Source organism: Methanobacterium veterum, assembly GCF_000745485.1.
Taxonomy (GTDB): domain Archaea; phylum Methanobacteriota; class Methanobacteria; order Methanobacteriales; family Methanobacteriaceae; genus Methanobacterium_D; species Methanobacterium_D veterum.
Map to the genome: position 1 here is coordinate 168,256 of NZ_JQJK01000016.1, position 25,743 is coordinate 193,998.

Below are 25,743 nucleotides of genomic sequence, written 5' to 3' on the forward strand. Positions count from 1 at the left end.
CTCCTGAAAACATTGGTTAAATCATTTTATGCTTTTTCTGATGCTGCCGGTTATAGCTATCAATGGGTGCTGTGCATCGTCTATTATTTCTATATCATCAAGGGAATATATGCCCTCTTTGTCTGCAGTTTTCTCTAATCCCAGTTTGATATCTTTTTCCAGTTCAATTACATAAGAATCAATTTTTTTATAACCTAGATGGGAAGCTGCAACTGTTCTGTGATGACCATCTACTAAAATATATCTATCTCCACTTTTAACGGTGATTGTTGGCTCTGCAAGGCCTCTTTTAAGCTCATATGTCCTTCCCTGGAGCTCATCTGCATATATTTTATTTTGGGTTGGCCTGAGCCTGGCCGTAGGTACTTTTCTCCTTGATAATTTCGTTTTAACCCCGTAAAGCTGTTCCAATGTCTTTTTAAAGTAATTCACTTTCATTGGAGTTGATCTTTCAATATGAGATCTTACAATATCTGTATTTGTGATTATACCTACCAATTTCTCTTCTTTATCTATAACTGGAAGCCTTGATATTCCCATTCTAAACATTACTCTTGCTGCATCATTTATGGACATGTCCTGGTCTGCAACCACTATGTCTGTTGACATAATGTCTTTAACTAAATTGTCCCATGGTTTCAGGAGTAAATCAAAGGCAGTTACCATGCCTAATACTTCACCATTTGTTTTAACTGGAAATCCATCGTGCCCTGTAGTTTTCATTAATTTGATGACTTCTTCATTTGGGGTATCTGGTGTTACTGTTATGACTTCCTTTGTCATATAATGCTTTACAAGGGATGATTCACTCATTTAAACACTCCTTTAATCTAAAATTATAAGAATATAATAAATTTTTATACTATTACTTTAAATTATTTATTCCATATTACTTCATTATTGCATTTAATCTTAACAATTCTATGGCATGGAATCTGTGTACCTTCCTTTAATATTAAAAATCCACGTTCTAATTTATTTATACAGCTCCCTTCAATGGTCTTAAGGTTTCCTGGAGCGCCCCTATGCACATAAGTTATTTTACATTTTTCAATTTCCATTTCTGGATGCCATAGAATCATATCTAAAACATTCTTTACCATTTAAAGACCTGATTCAGATTAAAATTCCTGAAAGTATCTTGATAATAATCTGTTTGAAGTGACTAAAATAATCTATGTATATTGGGGAGCCAATAAATATAGTCGTTTTTATCACTTAAATAGATTAAAGGACTTGCAATATGGGGATAATAAAAAAATTAAAAAATAGTTAATTTTTAATATAAAATGGTTTTTCATCTTAAAGCTTCGCTTAAAAACTTAGCTGTTTCTCCAGGGTCTGCTTTTCCACGGGTAAGTCTCATGACTTGTCCTATTAAGAAATTCATTGCCCCTTTTTTGCCTTCATGATAATCAGACACAGCTTGAGGGTTTTCATCTATAGCTTGCTTTACAGCTTTTAAAACACTTTCCTCATCACTTACACCAATTAAACCAAGTTCTTCAGCAATTTCAGCTGGTGAATCCTTGTTTTTAGGCATTTTTTCAATTATTTTCTTTGCAGCTTTTGGAGTTACTTTTTTATCCTGTATAAGCTTCAGGAGTTCAACTATGTTGTCCGTTGTTATTCCACTATCAGCAAATCCCATTTTATTGTAGTTGAGAACCCTTTTAAGCTCATCTCTCATCCATAATGCTGCAAATGAAGGATCTATTTTCTTTGCAATTTCTTCATATGCATCTGCAAGTGCTAGTTCTGATGTAATGACCTTTGAATATTCTTCTGCTATTCCATATTCCTCAATAAATCGTTCTGATTTTATGTGAGGGGGCTCTGGCATATTTTCTTTTATACCTTCGATCTGTTCCTCTTCTGCCACCATTGGGGGAAGATCTGGATCTGGAATATATCTGTAATCGTCAGCCTCTTCTTTAAGACGCATTGGAACTGTGATCATTTGTGATTCAAGGAATGCCCTTGTTTCCTGTTTTATTTCAACTCCTCTTCTAAGGAGATTTTTCTGCCTTATTATTTCATATTTAAGCGCTTTGTACGCTCCCCTTATGGAGTTTACATTCTTTATTTCAGCCCTCTTTCCGCCTTCAATGGATATGTTAACGTCAGCCCTCATTGTTCCTTCTCCACGGGCACTGCCGCTGTATTCTAGAACTCTTATTAGTTCGCGAAGAAAAGTCCTTGCTTCTTCAGGAGAGGTCATGTCTGGTTCTGTTACAATTTCTATAAGTGGAATTCCAGATCTGTTAAAATCTACCACTCCTAAATCTGGTTTGTATTGGCCTGGATCTTCTTCAAGGTGAACTTCACGAATTCGTATACCGTTCAGGTTACCTTCATACCCTATAGGGATCGATGTCCTCTGGTAACCAGATGAAAGATCAGGGTAATCATAATGTTTCCTCATGAAGTAAGTCTCATTTTCTGCTATCTTACATCCAAGCATTAAAGCTATCTTAATTGCACCGTTAACTGCATCTTCATTTGGTGGATATGGCTTTGCACCAGGTTGGTTAAGACATACATAACAAATATTTGTGTTTGCCGGAGCATCCTGATAATTTGTACGGCAATCACAGAAAAGTTTAGAATCAGTTTCAAGCTGAACGTGAATTTCAAGTCCGCATTTCATCTTAATGGTAATTCCTCCTCAAATTCAATCGGTGATTAGATTAGTGTTATTTTTTTAAAAACTAACAAAAATTTTATTCAATATTTGTTTTATTATTAGGACACTTATGAATATATCGTTATGGATACTCCTCTGAAAATATTGGATATGGTTAGATACAGTTCAATTTAGTCTGCATTTGCAGACATTTTGAAAGTGTTTAGCCGAGATAAAACTTATCCCGACGTCAGTGATTTATCAGATATTGGGTTAATATTAAGTATCTAATTATTTGATGCATTTCTTGATATAACGCTGAATAAAAGGCTCAAGCTCCGTATTTCCTGCTTTACTTCTTGTAAGTGCATCAACATCTGTAAATGTACCCACTAGTTCTCTTCCAGCCCAGTAAACTTCCTCTTCAACTCTTTTTCCATAACGGGTTCCGAACATTTTAAATAATGGGAATTTAGTAAGTCCGTTTGCCCCGCTTAAAAGCAGAGGGCCCATGTTTGCAAGGTTATCTATCCATGTCCCTGTAATTATCTTGAGTTTTGGGAATTTTATCCTGGTTGCAGCCACAACTCCTGCATAGTAAAGGGAAGCAGGTTGAGGTTCATTTTCATAAATAGTCTCTTTATGTGGATTTAATGAGTAAAATGTAACCCTATCAATCCCAACATTTTCTATCATGTCAAATAAATATTTTAAATCATCAGGAGTTTCTCCAAGACCTAAAATAACAGTTATAGCTTTTTGGAACCCTAAATCTCCTGCAAATTCAAGCATTTCAGTTATGTCTTCTAGTGATTTGCTTGGGCAAATCTTATTATGTAATTCTGGATTTGCAACTTCTACAGCTCCTGTAACCCCTGCAATTTCTTCTCCATATTCTTTTAAGTCTTTTGTAATCCCAATATTCAGCCATACTGGTTCTCCAGTTATCTCATAAATCTTTCTTGAGATATCCCTTATTTCTTCGGTTGAATAAGAACCATATCCTCCAGATAAGAATTCAATTTTCATGCCAGTCCTTCTGCAGAGCTCAGCTTCTGCTAAAATTGAGTTTACATTTCGTCTGGCTTTTTGGGGCTCTTTAATTTTAGGTTTCTGTGATGACATGTAGCAGAAGAGGCAGTCCCCTTTATCACACCACCATGAGAGGAAAATAGCACGTTCGAGTGTTATTTTATTCCCGTGTTCTGCAAGGGTAATTTTGTTGGCCTCCTGCATGAGGTCAAGAGTTTCGAAGTTTTTAATTTTGTTAATAAGATTCATGATTCACCATGTAAAATGAGTTTCTGATAGTATTTTATAATAAATTTAGAAATAAAACATTTAAAGTCTTTTTATTAGATCAATTTAACTTCTTTATATTAGTCTTTGTGTTTCTTTTATCTAGTATGAAATAAATAAAATATATATAACTCAGTAACAACAAAGTATATATGTTATAAAAGCCGAAGATGAAGTTATACTGTGAATTGGCATAGCCAAAACGTTTATATACTATGATGACTAACTTAGAAAATACGTCACAAATAGTGCTAAATTCTAATCTCTTGAAACTTTCAGTTTCGAGTTTAAATATCAAAAAATTTGTAACTCTTGCAGACGCTATCTTTATGTTTGCAATATTCGCACGGCATTGCCGCCGTAGCTCAGTAGGTAGAGCGTTCGGCTGTTAACCGATTGGTCGCAGGTTCGAGTCCTGCCGGCGGCGCTCTGGGCCCATAGCTTAGCCAGGTAGAGCGCTCGGCTCATAACCGAGCGGCCATGGGTTCGAACCCCATTGGGCCCACTTTTCATAAGTCAAAATAAAAATTCGATAGTTTTATATGCTTTAAAATCAAAGCTTAAAAAACCGAAGGTTTTGCAGCTATCAGAAATCAAAGATTTCTGAGAGATTTTGAACCTTAAAGTTTTTCATATGCTTTCGAAATCAAAGATTTCGAACGCACAAAAATAAATTTCGTAAGCTCCGGTAGTGTAGTCCGGCCAATCATTTCGGCCTTTCGAGCCGAAGACTCGGGTTCGAATCCCGGCCGGAGCATTTCTTATAATCAATTCAACTTGTGCTGGCGGGGGTGCCCGAGCTGGCCAAAGGGGACAGGCTTAGGACCTGTTGGCGCAGGCCTACCAGGGTTCGAATCCCTGCTCCCGCATTGAAATATTCCCCAATAACTTTCATTCAAGTGCCGGGGTGGGGTAGGTGGTTATCCTTTGGGACTGTGGATCCCACGACTCGGGTTCGAATCTCGGCCCTGGCCTTACTCTAATCTTTTATTTTAGTTAAATTTTGATAATTTTTATTCTATTTCTAATAAAACTCTAATACTATTTTTTTAAACATTTAAAATGTTATTTTAATTCTGATCTGATGATGATATGAACTTCAATTTACTTTTAAATTTGTTAAATTCAATTAATTTACCAAATCTTACATTTTATGTTCTATTCAGTTTAACTTAATTTTGTTGTTTTTAAATAATATTTAGAAAATTATTTATGCACTGTCATCCAAACCAAGTAACCATGCCGGGGTGGGGTAGGTGGTTATCCTTTGGGACTGTGGATCCCACGACTCGGGTTCGAATCTCGGCCCTGGCCTTACTCTAATCTCTTTTTATCTATTAATTTCTGTATTGATAAGTAATACTGTGTGATATAAGTAACATTTTTATTTTAAGAACTAAGTTATAACTAATATGATAAGAATAAGTGTGTAGATGAATATCATGCTGAAAATGGAAAGAACCTGTAATTCACTTAAATGTGATGTCATGTGCAACGGAGAATTAATAGGGTATATGGAAGGAGTGAATCTTACACAGTGGTTTTTAAAGAATAAATACAGTTATAAAGGCTCTTTTTCAAAATTTATTACTTTTAATCCTGTAGATGATTATTCTGGCATGATAGTGGATATTATTTTCACTGATAAGAATTTAATTGCTAAAAATGCGCGAATAGAGTGGATAAGGGCGCCAAGCAAGAACGGAACTTTCAAGGCTTTAAATATGGAATATTACGAAATTTAACATTAAATGTTATTTTGGGACTTATTCTGGATTAAATTATTTTTACCTAGTCTTGATCTAAACCGCATGATAGAATTATATATTCTTAGAATTAATTTATATTAGATTAAAATTTTAAAGTTTAAAAGGGATTACAAGCGGGATAAAATGGCCAACAAGGGATCACGTGTAGAAAGAGAATTAGTTAAAATGCTGTGGAATGCAGATTGTGCAGCTATGAGGGCTCCAGCATCCGGAGGAGCAACAAAAAAGCCGCTTCCGGATATTATCGCAGGTAACGGTAAGATTTATCTTGCAATTGAGGTTAAATCGACTTCTGCAGATCATATTTATATTAACTCTGAAAAAATAACTGGATTAAAAGAATTTTCAGAGATTTTTGGTGCAGAACCTTATTTGGGAGCTAAATTTAAGAATAAAAAATGGCGTTTTGTGCATATACATGATCTCGCTAAAACTAGGGGCGATAATTATAAAGTTACAGTTGATTTGGCCTTCAGCAAAGGTTTAGAATTTGATGAATTAATCAGGAAAGATAAACAGCTCAAATTATCATGAATTAATTCTCGTATTGAATCTTTCTATTTTTAAATAAACCAATTTGAGTTGTTTATATCTCTAAAAAACAGTGTTAAATGAGTAAATTATATATGCTCTTAAGTTTACTAATAATTATTCATATGTCGTATATACTTGATAGGAGGAGTTTAAACGAATAAAAAAATAGGAGTAGCATTAATAATAGTTGTTTTAGCAGCTGTAGTTTTTGTTTCAGGATGTACTCAACCAGGAAATAACACTACTCAGCAAAATAACACTACTGTACAGCAGAATGTATCAAATACATCAAGTGCTAAGGCAGTTGATGTGGTGGCAGCTCAATCAGGACCTACAACCGCTAAAAAAGGTGATAATGTAACTATTACTTATAAGATTACAAATAATGGAAATGAACAGGTAGCTAATGTAAAAATTAGCAGTCAGGACTTTGAACAAACTGTTGGAACTTTAAATCCTGGAGAAACCCGAACATTCACTCATCAGATACACATACCTACTGATAAAGAAGTTCAAGAGGATTTTGGTGCTAATGCTACAGTTTCAAACCCATTCTATATTGGCGGATTTAGCGTAAGCTTCACTGATACTAGCGGTGCTAAACATTCAGTACTTTCTAATTCCCTAAACATAAACTTGAGTTAATCCCTGTATTTACAGGGATATATTTTTTTTTAATTATTAATTAATTATTTTTAAAAACCATTTGCATGTCTATTTTTCATGATATTTTGTAATGCAGATTTTTGACGGTTGATTTCATTAAATATACCTGTGCAGATTTCTATTTTTGTAAACTAATTGGATTGCCAAAACAATTATTGTATTACTTATAATAAATATAATTATTAAAAGTAGGTTCATTATAAAATGAAATATTCAGTACTTAGAATTGTAATTTGACAGATTGTTTATCTTTAAAAATTGGAAGTGATTGCAGGATGAAAATGGCGAAAAATGAAGGATATAAAATTGTTTTGACGGCTAATAGAACACTTATGAGTCATTATAATGGTTTGGTGTTTTTGGGGTTTGGGGCGTGTATATCTAAAGGAGTAATACCTGATATGTTATATTTTTCTGTGATGTGTCCTTCCATTGAAGCGAACAAGGATGGTTCTGCTGTGAATGCGCCATGTGGAACCCGAAAAATTGAATCTGCACTGTTAAACGGTAATTTTAAAGATGAGGATATTGTAGTTGCCCACCCTGACCACTTAGATAAAGTAATTGGCCCCAATACCAAAGTTTTGTCTATAACAGAAATTGATCCCCTTGGAATAGCCCCTGCAACATCTATGTTCCGAAATATGTTTGGGGGAGATGCATACATGTCAGTAAAGTTTGAAGAGCTACTGGAACATCCTCATGTACAAAAATACAAACCTAAAATTATTATCGGAGGGCCTGGGGCATGGCAGCTTGAGGATGCTGAAGTTCAAAACAGGTATGGAGTGGACTGCGTCATCATTGGGGATGGTGAAAAAACGATTGGCGGAATCGTTGAAAAAGCAGTAAACGACAAAGAGTTACCGGGGGTTGTTCGAGGGGAAGTGGTAGGTGAAGAAGAAATACCCCTGATTAAAAATCCCACTATAGATGGAATTGTGGAGATTTCAAGGGGATGCGGCCGTGGATGTAAGTTTTGTGCCCCAACGCTTCAGAAATTTCGGTGCCTGCCTGTTGAGCATATCCTTAAAGAAGTGGAACTCAACCTCATGGCTGGAAAACAGCCCTTACTTCACGCAGAAGATATTTTAAGGTACAAGGCTGAAGGTTTCAATGTCAACACTGAAGCCGTGGCTGACTTATTTAGACAAGTATCAAATTATCATGGTGTTGATCAAGTTCAGATCAGCCATTTCGCTTTATCTTCCGCTGCTAGCGCTCCAGATGCTGTAGAAGAGATATCAAACATTCTGGAACTTGATAAAAAGGGCGAATGGCTGAGCGGTCAAACAGGTATAGAAACTGCCAGCCCCAGATTAATCGAGAATATTATGGGGGGTAAATGCAAACCATATAGGCCTGAAGACTGGCCTCAAGTTGTAGTTGATGCATTTGGTATCCTGTCGGATAATTCATGGGTCCCTGTTTCCACTCTAATTATTGGAATTCCCGGTGAAATAGAGCAGGATATACAACTGACAATTGATCTGGTTCGGGAATTAAAAGAATTCAAAAGTATAATTGTTCCATTGTTCTTTGTTTCTCAAGGGGGGTTGAGGAAAAAATCAGAATCGTTTTCAATGGATAAAATGACACGTAAAGAATGTGAACTTTTAATGGAATCATGGCGCCACAGCTTGAACTGGGCAGAAACCTTGCTGGATGAATATTTCAAAATGACAAGGGATAACCATGTTAAATCATTCTTTGCAAAGAGAATTTTTGCTTTTAGCAGCCGTAAAGCCAAAGAAATGGTTAAAATGTGTGAAAATGAGTATGACTATAACATGCCTGCTATGGTAAATGATGCAAGAAATGGGGATGTAAAACTACTGCCACAACCCATGCATTCTATTTATAATTATTTCATGCTCGAAAAAAGACAATAATGTTTCGAATACTCTATTTTTCTAACTTTTTATCTTCAGCAGACTTGTCTTTATTTTCTTCGGAACTTGTATTTGGATTCTCTTTTTTAAATGAAATAACAGCTGCATATGTAACTCCTAAAATTAGAGGGCCTAAAACAAAACCTACTAATCCAAATACGAGAGGTCCACACAGGAATCCAAGTATAAATATTAGTGGGTGGATATCTGCATACCTGCCTGATAGTTTTGGCCTCAGGTAAAAATCAGCAACTATGCTCATGATAAGACCAAGTATTAACACTGCAACAGCTTTTATATAGCTTCCAGTTAAAAATCCATATGCAGCAAGTATTAATGGGATTGGCCAGTGCCCTATAAACGGTATAAGCTGGAAAAATCCAGTTAATATCCCTAAAAGTGAAGCAAATGGGTATCCTATAATTGCAAATCCAACACCTGCAAGTACGCCTATTATAATACTTGTAAGAAAATGGCCCACAAATATGCTTTTTAGGACCTTTTCTACCTCTTTAAAGAGGGTATCAAAGTAATGTTCTCTTTCACTGGGGATTGCATATGTAATGTACTCCCACAGCTTGTCCCCGTCCTTTGCTATATAGAAAGTGGACGCAAAGAATATGAAAAGCTCGAATAAAATGTCTGGAACAGATTTTAATTTTTCAACAAGATAAGTTAAAATGCTCTTTAAAATATCTCCCAGTGCTGCGTGAGCTGTGTTTAAAAATGAGCCAACATATGTCTGATACCCTGAAGGTACATACTGCTGAATTGTACTGTCATTTATGTTCCCTAAATTAGCGTTATTTGCTATTCCGGTTATTAAAGGAATGGATTCTATGGATGAATTTATTATAATTATAATAAGAACAATTAAAGGTAGAATCACCAGTACCATTGATAATATGATTGTGATAGTTTCAAATTTTAAATAAGGGAGCATTTTTTTTGATATGGGTCTGATTCCATATGCAAATACTGCACCTAGAATAATCGCGCTAAATACAGGGGTTAACACGAAAAACGACATGAGGAGCAAAACTGCTACAACAAATATTGCCGATGTCAATGTACCTTTTATTCTGTAATTCATGTTATCTACTTTGTGTTAAATATTCAGATTGATTATTTTTGAATTTAAGATGATGTCTAAATATTATGTTTGATACCCGATGCATCTCTTTTGTATTTTCCAAATTCTGTAATTAACCTTACTTCATCTGTCCAGAAAACAGGGCCTTCTGCACATATCCTCCACCCAGTATTATCAACGCAGCACTGCCCGCATATTCCGATACCACATTTCATATAGCGTTCCATTGAAAACTGAGCTGGGATTTTTAGTTTATCTACTATTTCAAAGACCCCTTTCATCATTATCTCAGGGCCGCAGGTCACCACCATATCATAATCTTTTTCTTTAATGATCTTTTCCATAAATTCAGTGGCAAACCCGCAGAATCCAAAACTCCCGTCATCAGTACACGCATAAGCGTTAACATCAACTGCTTTAAGATCATCCAGGAATAAAAGTTCATCTTTTGTGGTAGCTGCACTTATAACATCTACTTCTATGCCTCTACCACGTGCTTCGTTCACGAAAGCAGATATAGGTGCCATTCCAACTCCACCTCCCACTGCAAGGATTTTAGATCCAGCTATTTCAAATCCACGTCCATAAGGCCCTCTAAGGCCGAGTTTATCTCCAACTTGGAGGGAGTGAATAGCTTCTGTAAATGGACCTATATTTTTAATAGATATGCCTATTTCTTCTTTTATGGGATCAATTAATGATACTGACATTGGTTTTTCGTCCTGAAAATTCCATACCATCATGAACTGCCCTGGCTTTGCAGGTTCGTCGTCCCAATTGAAAATGAACGTTTTAATGGTATCAGTTTCTTCAATTATCCTTTTGATTTCAACAACTTTTGGAGCATGCATGTTATCTGCCTTAAAAATGTGTTTAAATTTAATAATCTGTTAATTTTATTTTTGAATTACTTGTGGGCTATTCCCACCATTTCATCTATGGATTCATATCCTTTGTTGTACATGAATTTTTTCATCCCGTCGGTGATCTCTTTGAAAATATCCAGTCCTTTATACATAATGGAGGTACCAATTTGAACGCACCTTGCACCGGCAAATATAAATTCTACAGCGTCTCTATAATCTGATATACCGCCTACTCCAACTACTGGAATTTCAACTGCATCATACACATCAAAGACGCACCTAAGTGCAACTGGTTTTATGGCAGGGCCTGATAATCCTCCAAATTTGTTTGAGAGAATAGGATTTGCAGTATCTAGATCTATTTTCATTCCAGGACCGAGTGAATTTATGAGTGTAAGCCCATCACAGCCTGCTTTTTCAGCACTTAACGCAATTTCAACAATATCTGTAACATTAGGTGTTAATTTTGCAATTACTGGGATTTCCACAGCATTTTTAACAGCTTTTACTATTTCTCCTGTTAGTTCTGGGTCTGCACCTATTGAAGCGCCGCACCCCTTTTGGGCATGTGGACATGAGACATTTAATTCAATTATATCCACCAGATTTTCCACTTTAGCTGCAATTTGTGAGAATTCTTCGGCAGATGGACCATAGATAGAAGCGATTGTTGGTGTTGTTTTTTCAATTTTCTCTAATTCTCCGTAAAATGCATCTACGCCTGGATTTGAAAGTCCTATGGCATTTATAATACCGCCTGTAACTTCAACGGTTGTGGGGTTAACATAACCTTTGTTTGGATGTAAACCGAAAGATTTTGTTACAACAGCCCCTGCACCACTTCTTGCTGCCCAGTTAAGTGAGGCTGCGGTACTTCCAAGCACGCCTGCTGCCAGCATTGTTGGATTTTTCATCTTTATGTCACATAGTTCAACTTCTAACATATTAATTACCTTAAAAAGTTTTTTTTGATTAATGGAGAAAATTTATGATTTGATTAACTTTTAGAATAACTGTTGGTATAGGTTTTTAATTTATTATGTATAAAATTTGGTTTTTCATAGTCGTGTAAGGAGTTTTGATCCACCTTTTTTTAAAAGGTGGAAAGAAACTTTAAAACATTTTAGGATCAGATTAATTCTATGAAATGTTATCTTACAAGTTGTTTTGTGGGTTTTATTATCTTGGATGAAGATTTTAACCTTATGGATTATGAACTTTTCCCAAAAAGGGATCTGATAAAAAGACAAATTGAAGTCAGTAGTGGTAATTTAACCCGTGAAGAGGAAGCTATACTTAAAAGGAATGTTAAAAATTGTGATTCAATTATAATAGAAACAAACCTGAATATTTCAAATTATAATAATTTAAAAGGAGCGTCCAAGTTTAAATTTGAAACTCCAAACACTGGGGGAGAGTTTTTAAGGTCAAATATGGCCCCTGTTTTAAAGGAAGTTGGATTTATAGATTCTGAGGATGATTTAAATCAGGTTTTACACAGCATATCTTTAGAACTTACAAATTACAAACTTAAAGAAGCATCAAAAGCGCGGGACATGTTTTTAATTCAGGCTATAAATGCAATAGATGAAATTGACGAAGCCACCGGTAAATTAATCGAAAGACTAAGGGAATGGCATGCACTTAACTTCCCCGAGCTTGATAAAATAAAAAATAATGAAAAATATGTTAAATTAATTGCAGAATACGGTGACAGAAATACTATAATTGAAAATGAACTTTTAGATGAGATAAAAATATCAAGTCAAAGCACCGGGACTGAAATGGAAGGCCATGATCTTGAAGTGCTTCAGGGATTTGCAGGCTCTGTAAAATCGCTTCAGGATACCAAAAAATCCCTCACGGATTATGTGGATCAAAAAATGAGTGAAATTGCCCCAAATTTAAGCAATCTACTTGGTTCATCACTTGGTGCAAAATTGATAGCTCACATTGGCGGCATTGAAAAATTAGCATTACTTCCATCAAGCACTATTCAGATTATGGGTGCAGAAAAAGCACTTTTCAGGCATAAAAAAACTGGAGAGAGACCTCCTAAGCATGGACTTATATATCAGCATCCTGAAATTAGAAGCGCCAGATGGTGGCTCAAAGGGAAAATTGCAAGAGCACTGGCAGCTAAAATATCTCTTGCAGTTAGAAAAGATGTTTATTCAGGTGAACTGGACCCTAATCTAAAAGAAGATTTTGAGAAGAAACTTGAATCCATTAAAAAGGAACATCCATTCCCTCCACGGTCTACTAAATCAAAAGAAGATAAGAAAAAAGATAAAGGGAAGAAAAAGAAGAAAAAAAGGGAAAAATATAAGAAAAAAGTCAAAGATTACTATTAAAACTAAACTTTTATATCTTAATTGGATAATTTTAAATTAATTGTGGATGCCTAAAAAAAATATTAAAATTGAATACTTTAACTACGTAAATTACATAGTATAACATGTTAATATTACAAGTCTAATCATGGGAGGCTAAATGGAAACTAGAAACGCTTTTGATAGTGTTAAACTTAGAAGTTTAGCCTTCTGGATGGTTTTAAGTCTAATAGTAATCATTATAATCATGGGAACTAGGGGTCCTGAACTTGATGGCCCACTGGGTGATATAATCTTAATGATCCTGTTCTATGCAATAATTGTAGTCTGGATTATGTGGAAATTTAAATCATTTCACGTAGATTATAAAAAAATCATTGGAAAATTTCCCCCTGATTATAAATGGTGGTGGATTTTAGGTATCGTTGCTTTACTTATACTTTTCTCAGTGGGAACATTCTGGCTTCTATATTATCCACTGTCATTTATTGCCCCTTCATATGTAAATGGGGTTTTAAATGAAACCAGTTTTTATACAACGGCAGATACAACATCTCCACTTGCATATAATTTTTTGATCGTGCTAATTACGGTATTGGTGGCTCCAGTTGTGGAAGAATTTTTATTTAGAGGTGTTATTCTGCAGAGACTTGCTGTAAAATGGGGTACTACAGCAGGAGTACTGATATCATCATTTATATTTGGAATTTTACATGGCGATATTTTAGGGGCATTTGTCTTTGGTATCTTCATGTCTCTACTTTATATAAACACCAGAACCCTTTTAGTTCCTATTGCATGCCATATTTTGAACAATGGACTGGCTTTTGGACTTTCATTTATCGGAATCCTGCTGGGTGAAAGTGAAACTGCAACTACAGTTGCCCAATTTCAGTCAGGTATATTATATGCTTTAATACTACTTTTAGTGACTGTGCCTATTGTAATTTATTTTGTCTGTAAAAACTGGCCTAAAAAGGACACAAAGCTCCCATATTTTGCCTGATTTCCGATAATCATAACATTTTAAAGCAAATCTATTTTTCCATTTAATTTAAATACTAAAAACAAATAAAGCTTGTTAATAATTATTTATAATAATTTAAATCTTCTTTTAAAGAAGGAGCGAATACTGCATGGCTAATGAAACTGTTTTCAATTTTATAAAGGTAAGATACATAGCTTTATTGATAATAATAGGTATGATTCTATTTTTTATTGTTTTAGGCAAGTTTAAGGGCATTGGATCTCCTGAAAAGAGTGTAATATTTGGATTCTATTTTTATGCAGTAATTTCATTCTGGATCTTAAGAAATATCAAAAAATACAGCATTGATTATAAAAAATTTATTGGGTTTATTCCCGCTGACTGTAACTGGTTGGAAGTAATTGGAATTGTATTTGCTATTATTATCCTTTCTGTGGGATTAAATGAACTTCGTATGTATCTTTTATCCACTTTAAACCCTGCTGTACTCTCATATGTTCCAGGTACAAGTACATTTTACACAGCAAAGGATAGTCCGATTGCTCCACTTTTAAACTTTATGGAATTCTTTATTGGAGTTATAATAGCTCCAATTGTAGAGGAATTTTTATTTAGGGGATTTTTATTGCACCGTTTCACAATTAAATGGGGTATCAGGACTGCTGTATTGGCTTCTTCATTTATTTTTGGAATTTTGCATGCAGACATCCTGGGTGCTTTTCTTTTTGGCCTTGTAATGTGCATTCTTTACCTTAAAACTGGTACAATATTAGTGCCAATTTTCTGCCACATGTTAAATAATTGCGTAGCCTTTGGGATGGAAATGCTGGGTAATATTGCTCCAAAGGCCGCAACAACAGGTACTGTTACACATGTCCCTAATGTAGGGTTAGCTCTGTTTTTAACATTATTTTCAGGCATAATAATTATCTATTATCTGTACCACAACTTTCCCAAAAGGTACTGGGTACCTCCTTACTTCCGGAAATATGAAGAATAATATTAACTCATTAAAAGAAAACATATAATCACAGATTTAATAGATAATATAATCGAGGATATGTAAAATAAATTTTTAATTAAATAATATCAAATTAATTTAATCTAAAATCAAGATAAATCGAGGAATAAAATGGAAATTACTCAAATATTACCCGGCGTTTATGAAACAGACGGCCATATCGCAACGGAAAACCTTAATTGTGGAATTAAAGTTTATGGGGAAAGGTTAGTCGAAATCAAGGATAAGGAATATAGAATATGGGATCCAAGGCGTTCAAAGCTTGGAGCTGCAATTTTAAATGGTTTAGAAACATTTCCATTTAAAGAAGACTCAAAAATGCTGTATTTAGGCGCATCAGCAGGTACAACTCCTTCACATATTTCAGACGTATCAAAAGATGGGTTGATATACTGTGTGGAATTTTCACCTAGAATGATGCGGGATCTGGCAGAGGTCTGCAGGCAGCGCCAGAATATGGTTCCAATTCTGGACGATGCTACAAAGCCAAAAAATTACATGAACCTGGTTCAAAAAGTTGACGTGGTGTACTCTGATGTGGCCCAGCCTAAACAATCTGAACTATTCATGGACAACATGCGTTTGTTTTTAAAAGAAGACGGAATTGGGATTTTAATGATAAAAGCAAGGAGTATAGATGTAATCAAGTCTCCAAAGAAAATTTTTAAAGAGGAAGAATCTAAATTGAAAACGGCAGGTTTTAGAGTAATCGAGAAAATTAATCTCGAACCCTATGAAAAGGACCACATGGCTTTTGTCTGTGAATTCAGTTTTTAGGATATACTCCCCCCCCAATTTATTAATTATATGATTACATAAAAAATGTAAAATAATTATTATGGATCGAGTCGAGGAAAATCAGGAATTTTCCGAGCATCTAAAAATTTTTATTAAATTTTTGAGGTTGAGGAAAATCAGGAATTTTCCGAGCATCTAAAAATTTTTATTAAATTTTTGAGGTTGAGGAAAATCAGGAATTTTCTGAACATCCAAAAATTTGGGAGGTTGAAGAAAATACGTAGTATTTTCTGAACCTTTCGAAAATCTGTCAAAATTCGTAGAATTTTGACGCCACAAAAATCTTCGATTTTTGTAGGCTTCGATTTCGAATGCCCGAACACTATGTGTTCGACGGCCCAAAAATATCCCTCAAAAATTCTATGAATTTTTGGGGGCATACGAAAATCTTCGATTTTCGATAGTTTCAATATTTTTGGAGGTTGAAAATGAGAAAAATTAAGAAATGCCCTAAATGCGGCTCTAGGAATATAAAATGGGTTTTACCACAGATGTGGTCCATGTGGGAGTGCTATGATTGTGGATATCAGGGCGCCCTTGTAATTGAGGAATGTGAGGATGAGGAAGAATAATTTAATGATTTATTTTATTTCTTAGAATTCCCCTCTAATTTTCATTAAACTGTTTTTGTTCTCCTCTTTTAGATAACCATTCAAAAACTGCCCATGCAGCTGATATAAGAATAAATGCTTCTACTGCTAAAAGTGACATGCTGGCCATTGTTAGCCAATTAAACTGTCCGTTTTGATACCTGAACATATTTATAAGTCCTATTAAAACACCAAAAACGACAGAAGTTACAGTAAAGGAGATAATAATATATATTTTGCTTTCTTTGACCGTATGGAATAAACCTGCATTTGCAGTTCTAATTGCATAATATCCTATTCCTATTAAGAATATAATGGTTTCTGTGAGATACTCTTTAAATGGTAAATTTAAGATAAGTGATTTGAATAGTGCGGATGAAATTAATAATGCAGATATTATTATAAAAGCATGTGCTCCATATTTATTTTCTATTTTTTCAATTCTTTCATCTTTAACTGCTTTCATGGTTATTCCTCCCAAAATAAATCATTCAATGTTTTTTCTAAAGCTTTACAAATAGCAACACATAAATTCAATGATGGATTATACTTTCCTAGTTCTATAAGTCCTATTGTTTGCCTTGCAACTCCAACAAGTTCTGCAAGCTGCTCCTGTGATAGATCTTTTTCAACTCTTGCAATTTTCATCCTCTTATTTTTCATACATTTTGCCTCCAACCATCATCACGCAATATATATGTTGCATAATACTAATTATATATTGCAATATATAAAAGCTGCGGTTAATTAATTTAAGTTTAGATTTTTTTAAGGGATGTATTGATAATGTATTGTCCATTTTAAAGCAAAATAAGCAGTTATATGTTCTTCTTAGATTTTCAATTAAATAATTTTTAAAATAATAAATTTACAAATTGCAATATTAATTTATTTATAATGATATACCTTAATTCTTTCTATTTGATTATAGTAGCAAATAATAAATATTATTATTTATCTAATACAAGTAGTATTAACTAAAACATAAAAAGAAGGATGATTAAATGACAGAATGGGGTGACTATGGTATATCTGCCGTCAGGTATGATGGAGAAACCCGCATCGATCAGGTGAGGGTTCATAAAAATAATAAAGGTAAAGTGGATAACTCTGAAATATGGCCTCGAAGGGACGTTATTGCAGCGTTAAGAATGAATTTTGAGCTTATAACGCTCATTGACAATGATCAAGGTCAATGGGTTATGGGATCTAAAGTTGTAATCGATGATGTTGGTGGAACTGACTACATCAAGACAGTTAAAGACAGTACTGCGCGGGACAATTTGGATAATCTTCCCAGGTTTTAATGGATTGTAATCAGGTAATTGCGTTTTTTTTAATTTAATCTATCTTAAAATTGTTTCTATCAAATAGTTTTGCCGCAGATGTAGTCTTTGTGGACTATGATTGACTATAGGGAAAAAATGAGATTAAGAATTATCCTGGTTTATTTTTTTAAATATTGGAAATAAAGATTTATTTTGCTTTTCTTTTTTTAAGCTTTTTAGAGATTTCTTTACTTGTTATTCCTTTAGATTTCGGAGCATTTTTCAAAAACACTGCAAATAAACCGCCTATAACTCCTATAACTATATTTGGAATCACTGCTATGATTATTAGAACCGCCACTAAAATCAGGTTAAATAAAGGTGTGTTCTTTATTTCTGGAGGAAATGCAGGCATTGTCCAAATAAATATCACAATATAAATAATTGCCATAATAATGCTGATTAACAGGCCGTATTTAATTGAACAGTTGTAGTTTTTACATTTTATGTGAGAAACCATAAAACTCACCAAGAGTGTCAGCAAAAAGAGCCATAATATGCCTGTCCCTGATGAAGTCATTGTGACTGTTACATTCTGGATCATTTAGTACCTTCCTGTTTTAAATCATTAAAATGTTGTTTTAATAATTTATTTCCATTAACTGGAAGGCTATTTGCACTTATTTTACTATTAAGATTCATAGCTTTAAATTTTTCATCTTCCAGTTATTCAATACCAGTTATTTCATTGTAGCTTAAATGTAATATTTAATACTTTCTTTAGTTATTTTATTCTATAATAAAAAATTTGAACATATAATCAGTATATTGAAAACAGTTTTTCGTAAATTAAGATTTTTTAACAGTCATTAAAACAAAAAAAATCAAAAGTTCAAAAAAAGTAGGAATTATAAGCTTTTGCTAATGATCCTGTCGATAATCCGCTTTGCAATTTCCCGCTTAGGGCTCAAAGATATCTCGATGATCTCATCATCCATCAAAACGACCTGATTATCGTCAGATCCAAATCCCGCACCTTCCACTGCAACATCGTTTGCAACCATGAGGTCTGCATCAGATTCTAACATCCTTTTCTTTGCAGCATTGAGCAGTTCTTCATCAGACAGGTTGTGAACAGCTTTAAACCCGACAAGAAAAATGTCAGGGTTGATTTCCTTAACTTCATTTAATATTTTAGGGGTCCGTTCAAGTTCTATTGTTATGTCGGTATCTGATGAGATTTTAGCTGCTTCTGTGTTTTTAACTTTGAAGTCGGAAACTGCAGCAGAAGAAACAAACACATCGCTTTTAAAGGCTAATTTCGACACTGCATAGTGCATTTGGGATGATGATTCGACTTCAACAACGTCAAATACATGGGGCACATCTGCAGTCATCTGGCCTTTTATAAGTGTAACCTCGGCGCCCCTGATAAAGGCTTCTTTGGCGATTTCAATTCCCATTTTACCGGAACTTCTATTTGTAATGCCCCTGACTTCATCGATCTTTTCATAGGTAGAACCAGCACTTACAAGCACTTTTTTGCCCTGAAGGTCTCCTTTAGATGTCTCTCTAAGCACATGAAGAACGATATCATTAATATCTGGAAATTTGGCCTTTTTCTCTTCAACTTTAGGCTTTACAAATGTAATTCCTTCACCTTTAAGAGTTTCAATGTTTTCTTTTACGGCTTTATACATGGAATTATGCATGGATGGAACCATTAAGATGGGCGTATTATACCCAAGGGCTGTGATTAAAAGGGTGTTAATGGGGTTATCTGCAATTTTATAGGTAAATTTACTTATTACGTTGGCAGTAGCAGGAGCAACCAGAATTAAGTCAGCATTAGCATATTTAACATGCTCTATTTTGCCTGTAATTTTGGTAACAACGTCCTGGCCTGTTGCAAATTCCATGGCGTAGGGGTGGATTATTTCACATGCACCATCGCTCATGAAGCATTTTACATTAATTCCGTGTCTTGCAAGTTCTCTTGCAAGTTTAATGGATTCTATAGCAGCTATACTTCCTGTAACACAAAGCACGATTTCCATATATATCATCTACACATTGAGTTTAAAGTAAATTAGTTATAGGTATAATAAATATGCTGGCTTTAAAGCCAGTTTGTAGTAATAAATATCTAAAAAAAATTATTGGATTTAAGAGCAATTTAAAGGTTAGTTGATAACCTTAAAATCTCGATTTGCAACCGTGAAAAACTATCGAAATCGAAGATTTCGGCGGCCACTAAAATCAAAGCCTACAAATCTTTTGATTTGTGGCCTGCAAAACTCTCAAAACCTTCGGTTTTGGAGCGCAAATCGTAGATTTGCAAGCTACGTTTTGCGGTTCAGGAAAACATAGATTTTCCTTCAACGTCAAAATTCTTTGAATTTTAGAAAATACTGTATATTTTCTAACCTTTCGGAAATCATAGATTTCCGATGCATACGAAAAATTTCATTTTTCGTTGTTACGAAACTGAAGTTTCGTAAACATCAAACGCTTTGCGTTTAAATGTCCCAAAAAATTCATAGAATTTTTTGAGGATTTTGACAGATTTTAGAGGTTTACAAAATCTATGATTTTGTAACATTCGAAAGCAGAGCCAACAAAAACTATGTTTTTGTAGCGTCAAAATCGAAGATTTTGACAGCTTTCGATGCCCCGAATACTTTGTATTCGAGGGTCTTAAAAATTCGTAGAATTTTTAAAGGTTGAGAAAAATGTTGTCAAAATTTTCAATTTTGACACGCAAAATTCACTGAATTTTGCATGCTTCGCATTTTTCGAACCACTAAAATCAAAGATTTTAGAGGTCATCAATAACAATAACAGTTTTTTCGTGGGTTAGCTGGTTCATGATATCGTTTAGTAGATCTAATCTTGCAGGAAGTCTTCTTGAATCTTCTCTCATGACCCTAATTTTGTATTTTTCTTCTCCATCAGTTCCATAGACTATGTTAATTCCCGAGATCCTTGCAGGGGCTAAAATATCCTTTGCCACTTCTTTAAAGTCAGAGCCTTCTCCTATAACTCTTACTTTCTTCCCTATTTTCTTTGATATTGCTCTTACTATTTTTCCACTTTTGCCTATGATTTTACCAACTTGGTCTTTCTCTGTTACTATTATAACAACATCTCCTATTTCAATAGTCTTTTTAAAGCCTATTGTGCCTTCTCCAAGTTTGTAAAGTAATTTTGCAATGTCTAAATCCAGCTGGGTTATTTCACCACTTTTTAACTTGTTTTCACACCCCTGACATAACATTCCACTTTTTAAGCAGACATCGCATATTGGCAATACCATTTTCTATTCCTCCTTCTGTTTCTTTGAAAACCAATTTGATTTTCATGCCTCAAAAACCTATTTTTGAGGGTTGGCGAATTCTGATTCGCCGCAGTAAAACCTTGTTGATTTTACTGGAATTGATAACTTTAAAAAATTATATATATTACAGATTTAACCTTAATAGGTCTATTGACCTTTTATTTAGCAAATAACATATACTACCAGTGTATTTTTTAATATTGCTCCCTTTAATTTCCTAAAATTTATTATATGGTTATATCACTCTTTGGTATAACTGTTATATTTTTCATTTTAGGGTGCAACTAAAATAAAAAGCAGTTTTTATGGTAGCCCTTAGGTTTTTCTCTCTGTCAAATATAATACCAGAAATATATTGTATTCTATTCATTAATATATATTGTACATCTATATAAAGACCTGATTTAAAACCCTTTCTCTTTGTACATAATCGCTGTATTAAATATGATTTTAAATAATTCATTTAATAACACTCAAAAAGGATATGCTAAAAATAAGAGTAATTGGATGGCTTTATTTAACTGGATGGCTTGAAATAGAAAAAATGTAATGGAAATTCGAAAGCATATTTGAGAAATGTCCACTTAATAAAATAATTACTGGATTTTAAAACTATTTAATATTATGTTGAAGTACTGATCTTGACTTTGTAAATCTATTCCTTTGGTAAAGAATCCCAGTATATAAAAAATACCATTTTGTTCGAGATATATTACTTTTAATTGTATTTTATTGTACTTTGGGTCATTTCCTGTGTATACAGCTTCTGTAGCATTTATACCACTTACAGTAACATTTGAAGTATTTGTAAGTGCTATATTGGCGCCAGAATTTGTAAAACTTTGGATAAAACTATCTTTTCTCTGTTCTAATGTTTCAGATCCATCATTTTGCACTTTAAATATGGTAAAAGCCGCGATCTGTGTGCTTTGAGGATTATTCGCTGAAGTAGGGTCCTGAATTACAATCTGTGTATTGGTTGCATTGATTTCATCAGTTGTAATGTTCCATGAAGAAGGATATTGGAGTGATATTCCTCCAGCTGAGTAGATTTTTGTGGGTATTTCAGTTGTTTGGTTAACTGATTGGTTGGCCTGTTGAATCTGCTCATTACTTCCAGTTGATACATGGGTTACTAAAAGTACCAGAAGCGCTATAAGAATTGCAAGACTAATTGCAAATGCTTCTTCCTTATATGGACCCTTAAATGGGTTACGGCTTTTATTTTTATACCTTTGTTGTGAGCCGCTTAGTAAATTATTACTTTTATCTTTACCCTTTCTCAATGGACCGTTCATCGACTACCTCATTTGTTCTATGTAGTATCATCTAAAAAACAGACTAATATAGTTTTTCTTTTCAAAGAGGAGGTAATATGCCTAAAAATAAGGATAAATCATTAAAAAATGGATAATTATAGTTTAAAATCAAATTAAATCATTGTACTTTAAAACTATTAATTATTATATCAAAATTTTCCTCTTCATCACTTAAATATGTTGGAGCTCGCGTTCCACATGCTATCATGTATACAAATCCTTTCTTTTCAAAAAGAACTATATCAAACTGTTCTTCAACATTACTGTCCATTGCTCTGGCTGTAAATTCGTAAGCTGTTACATTATCTACTGTAGTTGTTGTCTCTGACATCACTCCATAACCCGGCACATTTGACGCTTCCCCTTTAACGTCATCATAAAATCTCTTTAATGGAACACCATTGGATGTCCTTTTCATAACTTCTACTACAGCTCCAGGTTTACCATCTGAACTGTTCAGCTTGGGATCTTTAACATAGGCAATTAAATATTGGCCTGTTTTATTACCTTCTTCCCAGTCCGCAGAGTAATTAAAAGAAATTCCATTTGCAGAATATGTTTTTGTTGGAATAGAAGGGGATGTTTGGTTTAATGTTTGATTTGCATTGGTTACATATTCAAATGTTACAACTACAGATAAAATCACTGCAATTATAAGAATTATCGCAAACATGTATTTTTTCAATTTATCACCGAGTCTACTTGATTAAACTTAAAGCTTATAGCTTTTAATTTACTGTCATAATTATGATATACATTAATTGTGTTGACTGGTTAAAGTTACTTTTGTTTAAAATTTAATTTATAAAAAGAGAATAAGTTATGTTTAAATAGAAAAATTAAGTTATTTTGCTCTTATATTGCTAAACTAACTTAAAGCTGTTGATTATAGTGTTAAATGTATCTTGTTGATTATTATATTGTGAAATAGGAGCACTGCATAGTATTATATAGATAGTATTTCCATTTTGAATCCATACTGCTCTTTGCTCTTTAGATACTGAACTTAATATATAAACATTTTCAAGAGCAGTTTTCCCGCCTACAGTAATGGTCCCGTCTGATAACTGTTTATAGCCTAAATTTTGAGCAGCAAATTGAGCATATGTTGAATTGTAGTAATCTTGTATTGTTACGTTTGATGGTTTAACTGCGGTTTGGATTTCAACGTTTACCTGAACATTTCCGCTGTTGTCTGCTGAAGTCGGGTCTCCGACTGCAATGGTACTGTTTTGGGCTTGACTTGTTATTATCTGCCAGTTGGAAGGATAATTGAAATTAAACTGGTCTCCATTATATGATTTCATGCCTGTAGATGTATTAGTCGTTGTTTGGTTCCCAGAAGTGGTACATCCAGATATTAGAACTATAGATAGTAAAAGAATTATTGCAAGCAAATATTTTTTCAATTTATCAACCTCTTCTATTATTATCATTTTGAAAATTAAATATATAGTTTTCTATTTCTTTTATTGGAGCAAAGAGGAGATATATAAAAGTTTTCACTATATTTTACTTTATTTAAGTTAAAAATATCTTATTAGTTATAATTTAAGCAAAATAAATTAAAATTAGTCCTTTTTAAGTATTTAATAAAAAATAAGAAAATTGGGGTAATATTAAAGCTTCATACGTGCTAATTAATACCCATAATAATTTATAATGTCGTTAATATCGTCATCAGTTGTTTTTGTACTGTTCTTTTTTGTATTGGTGCTGTTCTTTTTAGTAGTTGTTTTATTAGTGGTCTTAGTAGTATTTGTGGTCTTGGTTATATTTTTGGTAGTGTTTGTACTGTTTGTCATGTTAGTGACATTTGTTGAATTATTGGCAAAAGGGGGAAATGCAGTATCATTTGTATACAAGGACGAACTGGATACCTGTTGGGGAATAAACCCGTATATTCCAAATACAATACCTATAAAGAATGCTGCAACTAAAACCCCTATTCCAATTTTGGTGCTTACTGATCTTCCATTTGGTTTTATGTTCTTTTCCTTAAGACCTGGAGGTGTAATGAACTTTTTAAATAATTCTCCATTTTCATCCTCACTGCTTGTTTCTTCGTTAGTTACATCTGTAGTCTCTTTACCCTGTAGTTTTCGCACCCTATCTGCAACATTAAATGCTTCAAGCTGCTCTGTTAGTTTCCTCTTTTGGAAGTCATAATGGCTTTTTGGTATATTGCCTTTGTTATACTCTTTTTCAAGTTCTTTAAGGCTTTTTATGATTCTTTCCTTTTCAAGACTTATTTCAATCATCTCCTTTCAGGATATGACCCTTAAAAATTATTTTTAAGATTTATTTTTGATCATTTATTTTATTGTTATACTGTCCTAATAATTTATTTTCAAACTATTATTTTAATCATTATCTTCAATGGGGTATGAACCTAATAGCTTTATGTATGATATTTTTGTTTTCATGGTATTTATTTTTATGGTATCTAAAATGTTCTTTACGTCATCATCCTCTTTATGTCCCTCCAAATCGATGAAAAAGATGTAGGTTCCCAGTTTCTTCTTGGAAGGCCGTGATTCAATTTTGGTTAAATTTATATCTCTTTTTGCAAATTCGCCGAGGACATCATATAATCCTCCTGCTTTATCTTCAATCAGTGAAAATACGATGGATGTTTTATCATGGCCAGTAGGGGCGTGATCTTCTTTAGCTACAACAACGAATCGTGTTGAATTATTTTCAAAATCTTGTATGTTTTCTGCGGCTATTTTAAGGCCATATATTTCTCCTGCTTTACGTGTTCCAATTGCAGCGGCGTTTTTCTTTCCTTTTACCATTTCTGCAGCTCCAGATGTGCTTGGAGTTGCTACTGGTTTTGCACCCATTTTTTCAATGAATTTACGACACTGTGAAAGCGCCTGCATATGAGAATATACTATTTCTATATCTTCTGCAGATGATCCTTCATTTATAAGGAGATTATGGCTTATTGGTAGTATAATCTCATTTTTAATTTTTAGATCGTAATCATTTGCAAGAAGATCAAGGGTCACGCCTACAGGGCCCTCTATGGAGTTTTCTATTGGAACAACTCCTAAATCAATGGTATCTTGATCAACAGCATCTATGACTTCCATTATAGAGCCAAATGCTATAAGATCTCCCTGAATTTTAGATGCAGCTTCCTCTGCATATGAACCAGATGGGCCTAAAAAACCTATTTTGTATGTTTTTTTGGAGTTTGACATGATTTTATCCCTTAATCATATGATTAATTTGTTTAAACATAAAGTTTGTATAATAGATTTGCAAGATTTTCACTTTTTTTTAGTGAAAATTGGAAATTATTTTTTTTTATTAATTTACAGGATTTTCACTTTTTT

27 protein-coding genes and 6 tRNA genes are annotated in these 25,743 nt (G+C 33.7%); 16 read left to right on the top strand and 17 right to left on the bottom strand.

The genetic code is table 11. From position 1 onward, the window contains the following. Positions 1-21 precede the first annotated feature (21 nt). The 4 genes from EJ01_RS09560 to EJ01_RS09575 all read right to left on the bottom strand — a co-directional run bounded on the left by EJ01_RS09560 (position 22) and on the right by EJ01_RS09575 (position 3,907). Positions 22-813: a CBS domain-containing ParB/RepB/Spo0J family partition protein gene (locus tag EJ01_RS09560; RefSeq protein WP_048082227.1), complete on the bottom strand. Its 792-nt coding sequence runs from the start codon at positions 811-813 to the stop codon at positions 22-24. A gap of 62 nt (positions 814-875) precedes the next feature. Then, positions 876-1,103: a DUF504 domain-containing protein gene (locus EJ01_RS09565; RefSeq protein ID WP_048082226.1), complete on the bottom strand. Its 228-nt coding sequence runs from the start codon at positions 1,101-1,103 to the stop codon at positions 876-878. Positions 1,104-1,297: 194 nt separating this feature from the next. After that, positions 1,298-2,650, bottom strand: a complete 1,353-nt coding sequence (gene gatB / locus EJ01_RS09570; RefSeq protein ID WP_048082225.1) for an Asp-tRNA(Asn)/Glu-tRNA(Gln) amidotransferase subunit GatB — start codon at positions 2,648-2,650, stop codon at positions 1,298-1,300. 267 nt (positions 2,651-2,917) lie between these two features. Next, the gene (locus EJ01_RS09575) at positions 2,918-3,907 is read right to left on the bottom strand and encodes a radical SAM protein (protein ID WP_048082224.1); all 990 of its coding nucleotides are present in this window, start codon (positions 3,905-3,907) and stop codon (positions 2,918-2,920) included. A 372-nt stretch (positions 3,908-4,279) separates the two neighbouring features. Between EJ01_RS09575 and EJ01_RS09580 the strand changes: the two genes are divergently transcribed. The 10 genes from EJ01_RS09580 to EJ01_RS09625 all read left to right on the top strand — a co-directional run bounded on the left by EJ01_RS09580 (position 4,280) and on the right by EJ01_RS09625 (position 8,786). Then, a tRNA-Asn gene (locus tag EJ01_RS09580) sits at positions 4,280-4,352 on the top strand. Positions 4,353-4,356: 4 nt separating this feature from the next. Next, positions 4,357-4,430 (top strand) — tRNA-Ile (locus tag EJ01_RS09585). A 177-nt stretch (positions 4,431-4,607) separates the two neighbouring features. Continuing rightward, positions 4,608-4,682 (top strand) — tRNA-Glu (locus EJ01_RS09590). Between the two features lie 28 nt (positions 4,683-4,710). Further along, positions 4,711-4,794: transfer RNA gene (locus EJ01_RS09595), tRNA-Leu, on the top strand. 32 nt (positions 4,795-4,826) lie between these two features. After that, positions 4,827-4,899 (top strand) — tRNA-His (locus tag EJ01_RS09600). Between the two features lie 267 nt (positions 4,900-5,166). Further along, positions 5,167-5,239 (top strand) — tRNA-His (locus tag EJ01_RS09605). A 128-nt stretch (positions 5,240-5,367) separates the two neighbouring features. Continuing rightward, a complete protein-coding gene (locus EJ01_RS09610; protein WP_048082242.1) occupies positions 5,368-5,670 on the top strand; it encodes a hypothetical protein in 303 nt (100 codons plus the stop codon). Positions 5,671-5,817: 147 nt separating this feature from the next. Then, positions 5,818-6,228, top strand: a complete 411-nt coding sequence (gene hjc, locus EJ01_RS09615; protein ID WP_048082223.1) for a Holliday junction resolvase Hjc — start codon at positions 5,818-5,820, stop codon at positions 6,226-6,228. A 183-nt stretch (positions 6,229-6,411) separates the two neighbouring features. Next, complete coding sequence (locus EJ01_RS09620) at positions 6,412-6,873, top strand: CARDB domain-containing protein (RefSeq protein WP_331275707.1); 462 nt, start codon at positions 6,412-6,414, stop codon at positions 6,871-6,873. Positions 6,874-7,175: 302 nt separating this feature from the next. After that, on the top strand, positions 7,176-8,786 hold the full coding sequence (locus EJ01_RS09625; protein WP_169740456.1) for a B12-binding domain-containing radical SAM protein: 1,611 nt from the start codon (positions 7,176-7,178) through the stop codon (positions 8,784-8,786). 13 nt (positions 8,787-8,799) lie between these two features. Here EJ01_RS09625 and EJ01_RS09630 read toward each other — a convergent pair whose 3' ends face one another. Genes EJ01_RS09630 through EJ01_RS09640 form a run of 3 tightly spaced genes read right to left on the bottom strand, consistent with a single transcriptional unit; the run spans position 8,800 to position 11,689 of the window. After that, positions 8,800-9,879 carry an AI-2E family transporter gene (locus EJ01_RS09630; protein WP_048082221.1) on the bottom strand — a complete coding sequence of 360 codons (1,080 nt, stop codon included), beginning with the start codon at positions 9,877-9,879 and terminating at the stop codon, positions 8,800-8,802. Positions 9,880-9,935: 56 nt separating this feature from the next. After that, positions 9,936-10,730, bottom strand: coding sequence for a dihydroorotate dehydrogenase electron transfer subunit (locus EJ01_RS09635; protein WP_048082220.1), 795 nt, complete (start codon positions 10,728-10,730; stop codon positions 9,936-9,938). A gap of 56 nt (positions 10,731-10,786) precedes the next feature. Next, positions 10,787-11,689, bottom strand: coding sequence for a dihydroorotate dehydrogenase (locus EJ01_RS09640; protein WP_048082219.1), 903 nt, complete (start codon positions 11,687-11,689; stop codon positions 10,787-10,789). A 198-nt stretch (positions 11,690-11,887) separates the two neighbouring features. Between EJ01_RS09640 and EJ01_RS09645 the strand changes: the two genes are divergently transcribed. From EJ01_RS09645 to EJ01_RS17530, 5 genes are all read left to right on the top strand, one after another. After that, positions 11,888-13,099, top strand: a complete 1,212-nt coding sequence (locus EJ01_RS09645; protein WP_048082218.1) for an NOP5/NOP56 family protein — start codon at positions 11,888-11,890, stop codon at positions 13,097-13,099. Between the two features lie 139 nt (positions 13,100-13,238). Further along, a complete protein-coding gene (locus EJ01_RS09650; RefSeq protein ID WP_048082217.1) occupies positions 13,239-14,084 on the top strand; it encodes a CPBP family intramembrane glutamic endopeptidase in 846 nt (281 codons plus the stop codon). A 130-nt stretch (positions 14,085-14,214) separates the two neighbouring features. Then, complete coding sequence (locus EJ01_RS09655) at positions 14,215-15,066, top strand: CPBP family intramembrane glutamic endopeptidase (RefSeq protein WP_048082216.1); 852 nt, start codon at positions 14,215-14,217, stop codon at positions 15,064-15,066. A gap of 132 nt (positions 15,067-15,198) precedes the next feature. Beyond that, the gene (locus tag EJ01_RS09660) at positions 15,199-15,864 is read left to right on the top strand and encodes a fibrillarin-like rRNA/tRNA 2'-O-methyltransferase (RefSeq protein WP_048082215.1); all 666 of its coding nucleotides are present in this window, start codon (positions 15,199-15,201) and stop codon (positions 15,862-15,864) included. 449 nt (positions 15,865-16,313) lie between these two features. Then, a complete protein-coding gene (locus EJ01_RS17530; RefSeq protein WP_169740457.1) occupies positions 16,314-16,457 on the top strand; it encodes a hypothetical protein in 144 nt (47 codons plus the stop codon). 34 nt (positions 16,458-16,491) lie between these two features. On the opposite strand, the gene EJ01_RS09670 is transcribed toward EJ01_RS17530, so the two are convergent. Then, positions 16,492-16,941 (bottom strand): DUF6773 family protein, encoded by a 450-nt coding sequence (locus tag EJ01_RS09670; RefSeq protein WP_048082213.1) that lies wholly within the window; start codon positions 16,939-16,941, stop codon positions 16,492-16,494. Positions 16,942-16,943: 2 nt separating this feature from the next. Beyond that, entirely contained in the window at positions 16,944-17,153 is a 210-nt protein-coding gene (locus EJ01_RS09675; RefSeq protein ID WP_245611190.1) for a helix-turn-helix transcriptional regulator, read from the bottom strand. Between the two features lie 326 nt (positions 17,154-17,479). On the opposite strand from EJ01_RS09675, the gene EJ01_RS09680 reads away from it, so the two are divergent. After that, positions 17,480-17,782 carry a DUF3892 domain-containing protein gene (locus tag EJ01_RS09680; RefSeq protein WP_048082211.1) on the top strand — a complete coding sequence of 101 codons (303 nt, stop codon included), beginning with the start codon at positions 17,480-17,482 and terminating at the stop codon, positions 17,780-17,782. A 169-nt stretch (positions 17,783-17,951) separates the two neighbouring features. On the opposite strand, the gene EJ01_RS09685 is transcribed toward EJ01_RS09680, so the two are convergent. From EJ01_RS09685 to pheA, 8 genes are all read right to left on the bottom strand, one after another. Continuing rightward, entirely contained in the window at positions 17,952-18,347 is a 396-nt protein-coding gene (locus tag EJ01_RS09685; protein ID WP_048082210.1) for a hypothetical protein, read from the bottom strand. 304 nt (positions 18,348-18,651) lie between these two features. After that, a complete protein-coding gene (coaBC, locus tag EJ01_RS09690; protein WP_048082209.1) occupies positions 18,652-19,800 on the bottom strand; it encodes a bifunctional phosphopantothenoylcysteine decarboxylase/phosphopantothenate--cysteine ligase CoaBC in 1,149 nt (382 codons plus the stop codon). A gap of 761 nt (positions 19,801-20,561) precedes the next feature. Then, positions 20,562-21,059 carry a transcription elongation factor NusA gene (locus tag EJ01_RS09695; protein ID WP_048082208.1) on the bottom strand — a complete coding sequence of 166 codons (498 nt, stop codon included), beginning with the start codon at positions 21,057-21,059 and terminating at the stop codon, positions 20,562-20,564. Positions 21,060-21,676: 617 nt separating this feature from the next. Next, entirely contained in the window at positions 21,677-22,378 is a 702-nt protein-coding gene (locus EJ01_RS09700; protein ID WP_048082207.1) for a PsbP-related protein, read from the bottom strand. A gap of 139 nt (positions 22,379-22,517) precedes the next feature. Next, positions 22,518-23,084 carry a PsbP-related protein gene (locus EJ01_RS09705; RefSeq protein ID WP_048082206.1) on the bottom strand — a complete coding sequence of 189 codons (567 nt, stop codon included), beginning with the start codon at positions 23,082-23,084 and terminating at the stop codon, positions 22,518-22,520. 178 nt (positions 23,085-23,262) lie between these two features. Further along, positions 23,263-23,808 carry a PsbP-related protein gene (locus EJ01_RS09710; RefSeq protein WP_048082205.1) on the bottom strand — a complete coding sequence of 182 codons (546 nt, stop codon included), beginning with the start codon at positions 23,806-23,808 and terminating at the stop codon, positions 23,263-23,265. A 231-nt stretch (positions 23,809-24,039) separates the two neighbouring features. After that, complete coding sequence (locus tag EJ01_RS09715) at positions 24,040-24,660, bottom strand: hypothetical protein (RefSeq protein WP_048082204.1); 621 nt, start codon at positions 24,658-24,660, stop codon at positions 24,040-24,042. 102 nt (positions 24,661-24,762) lie between these two features. Continuing rightward, positions 24,763-25,608 carry a prephenate dehydratase gene (gene pheA, locus EJ01_RS09720; RefSeq protein WP_048082203.1) on the bottom strand — a complete coding sequence of 282 codons (846 nt, stop codon included), beginning with the start codon at positions 25,606-25,608 and terminating at the stop codon, positions 24,763-24,765. Positions 25,609-25,743 lie beyond the last annotated feature (135 nt).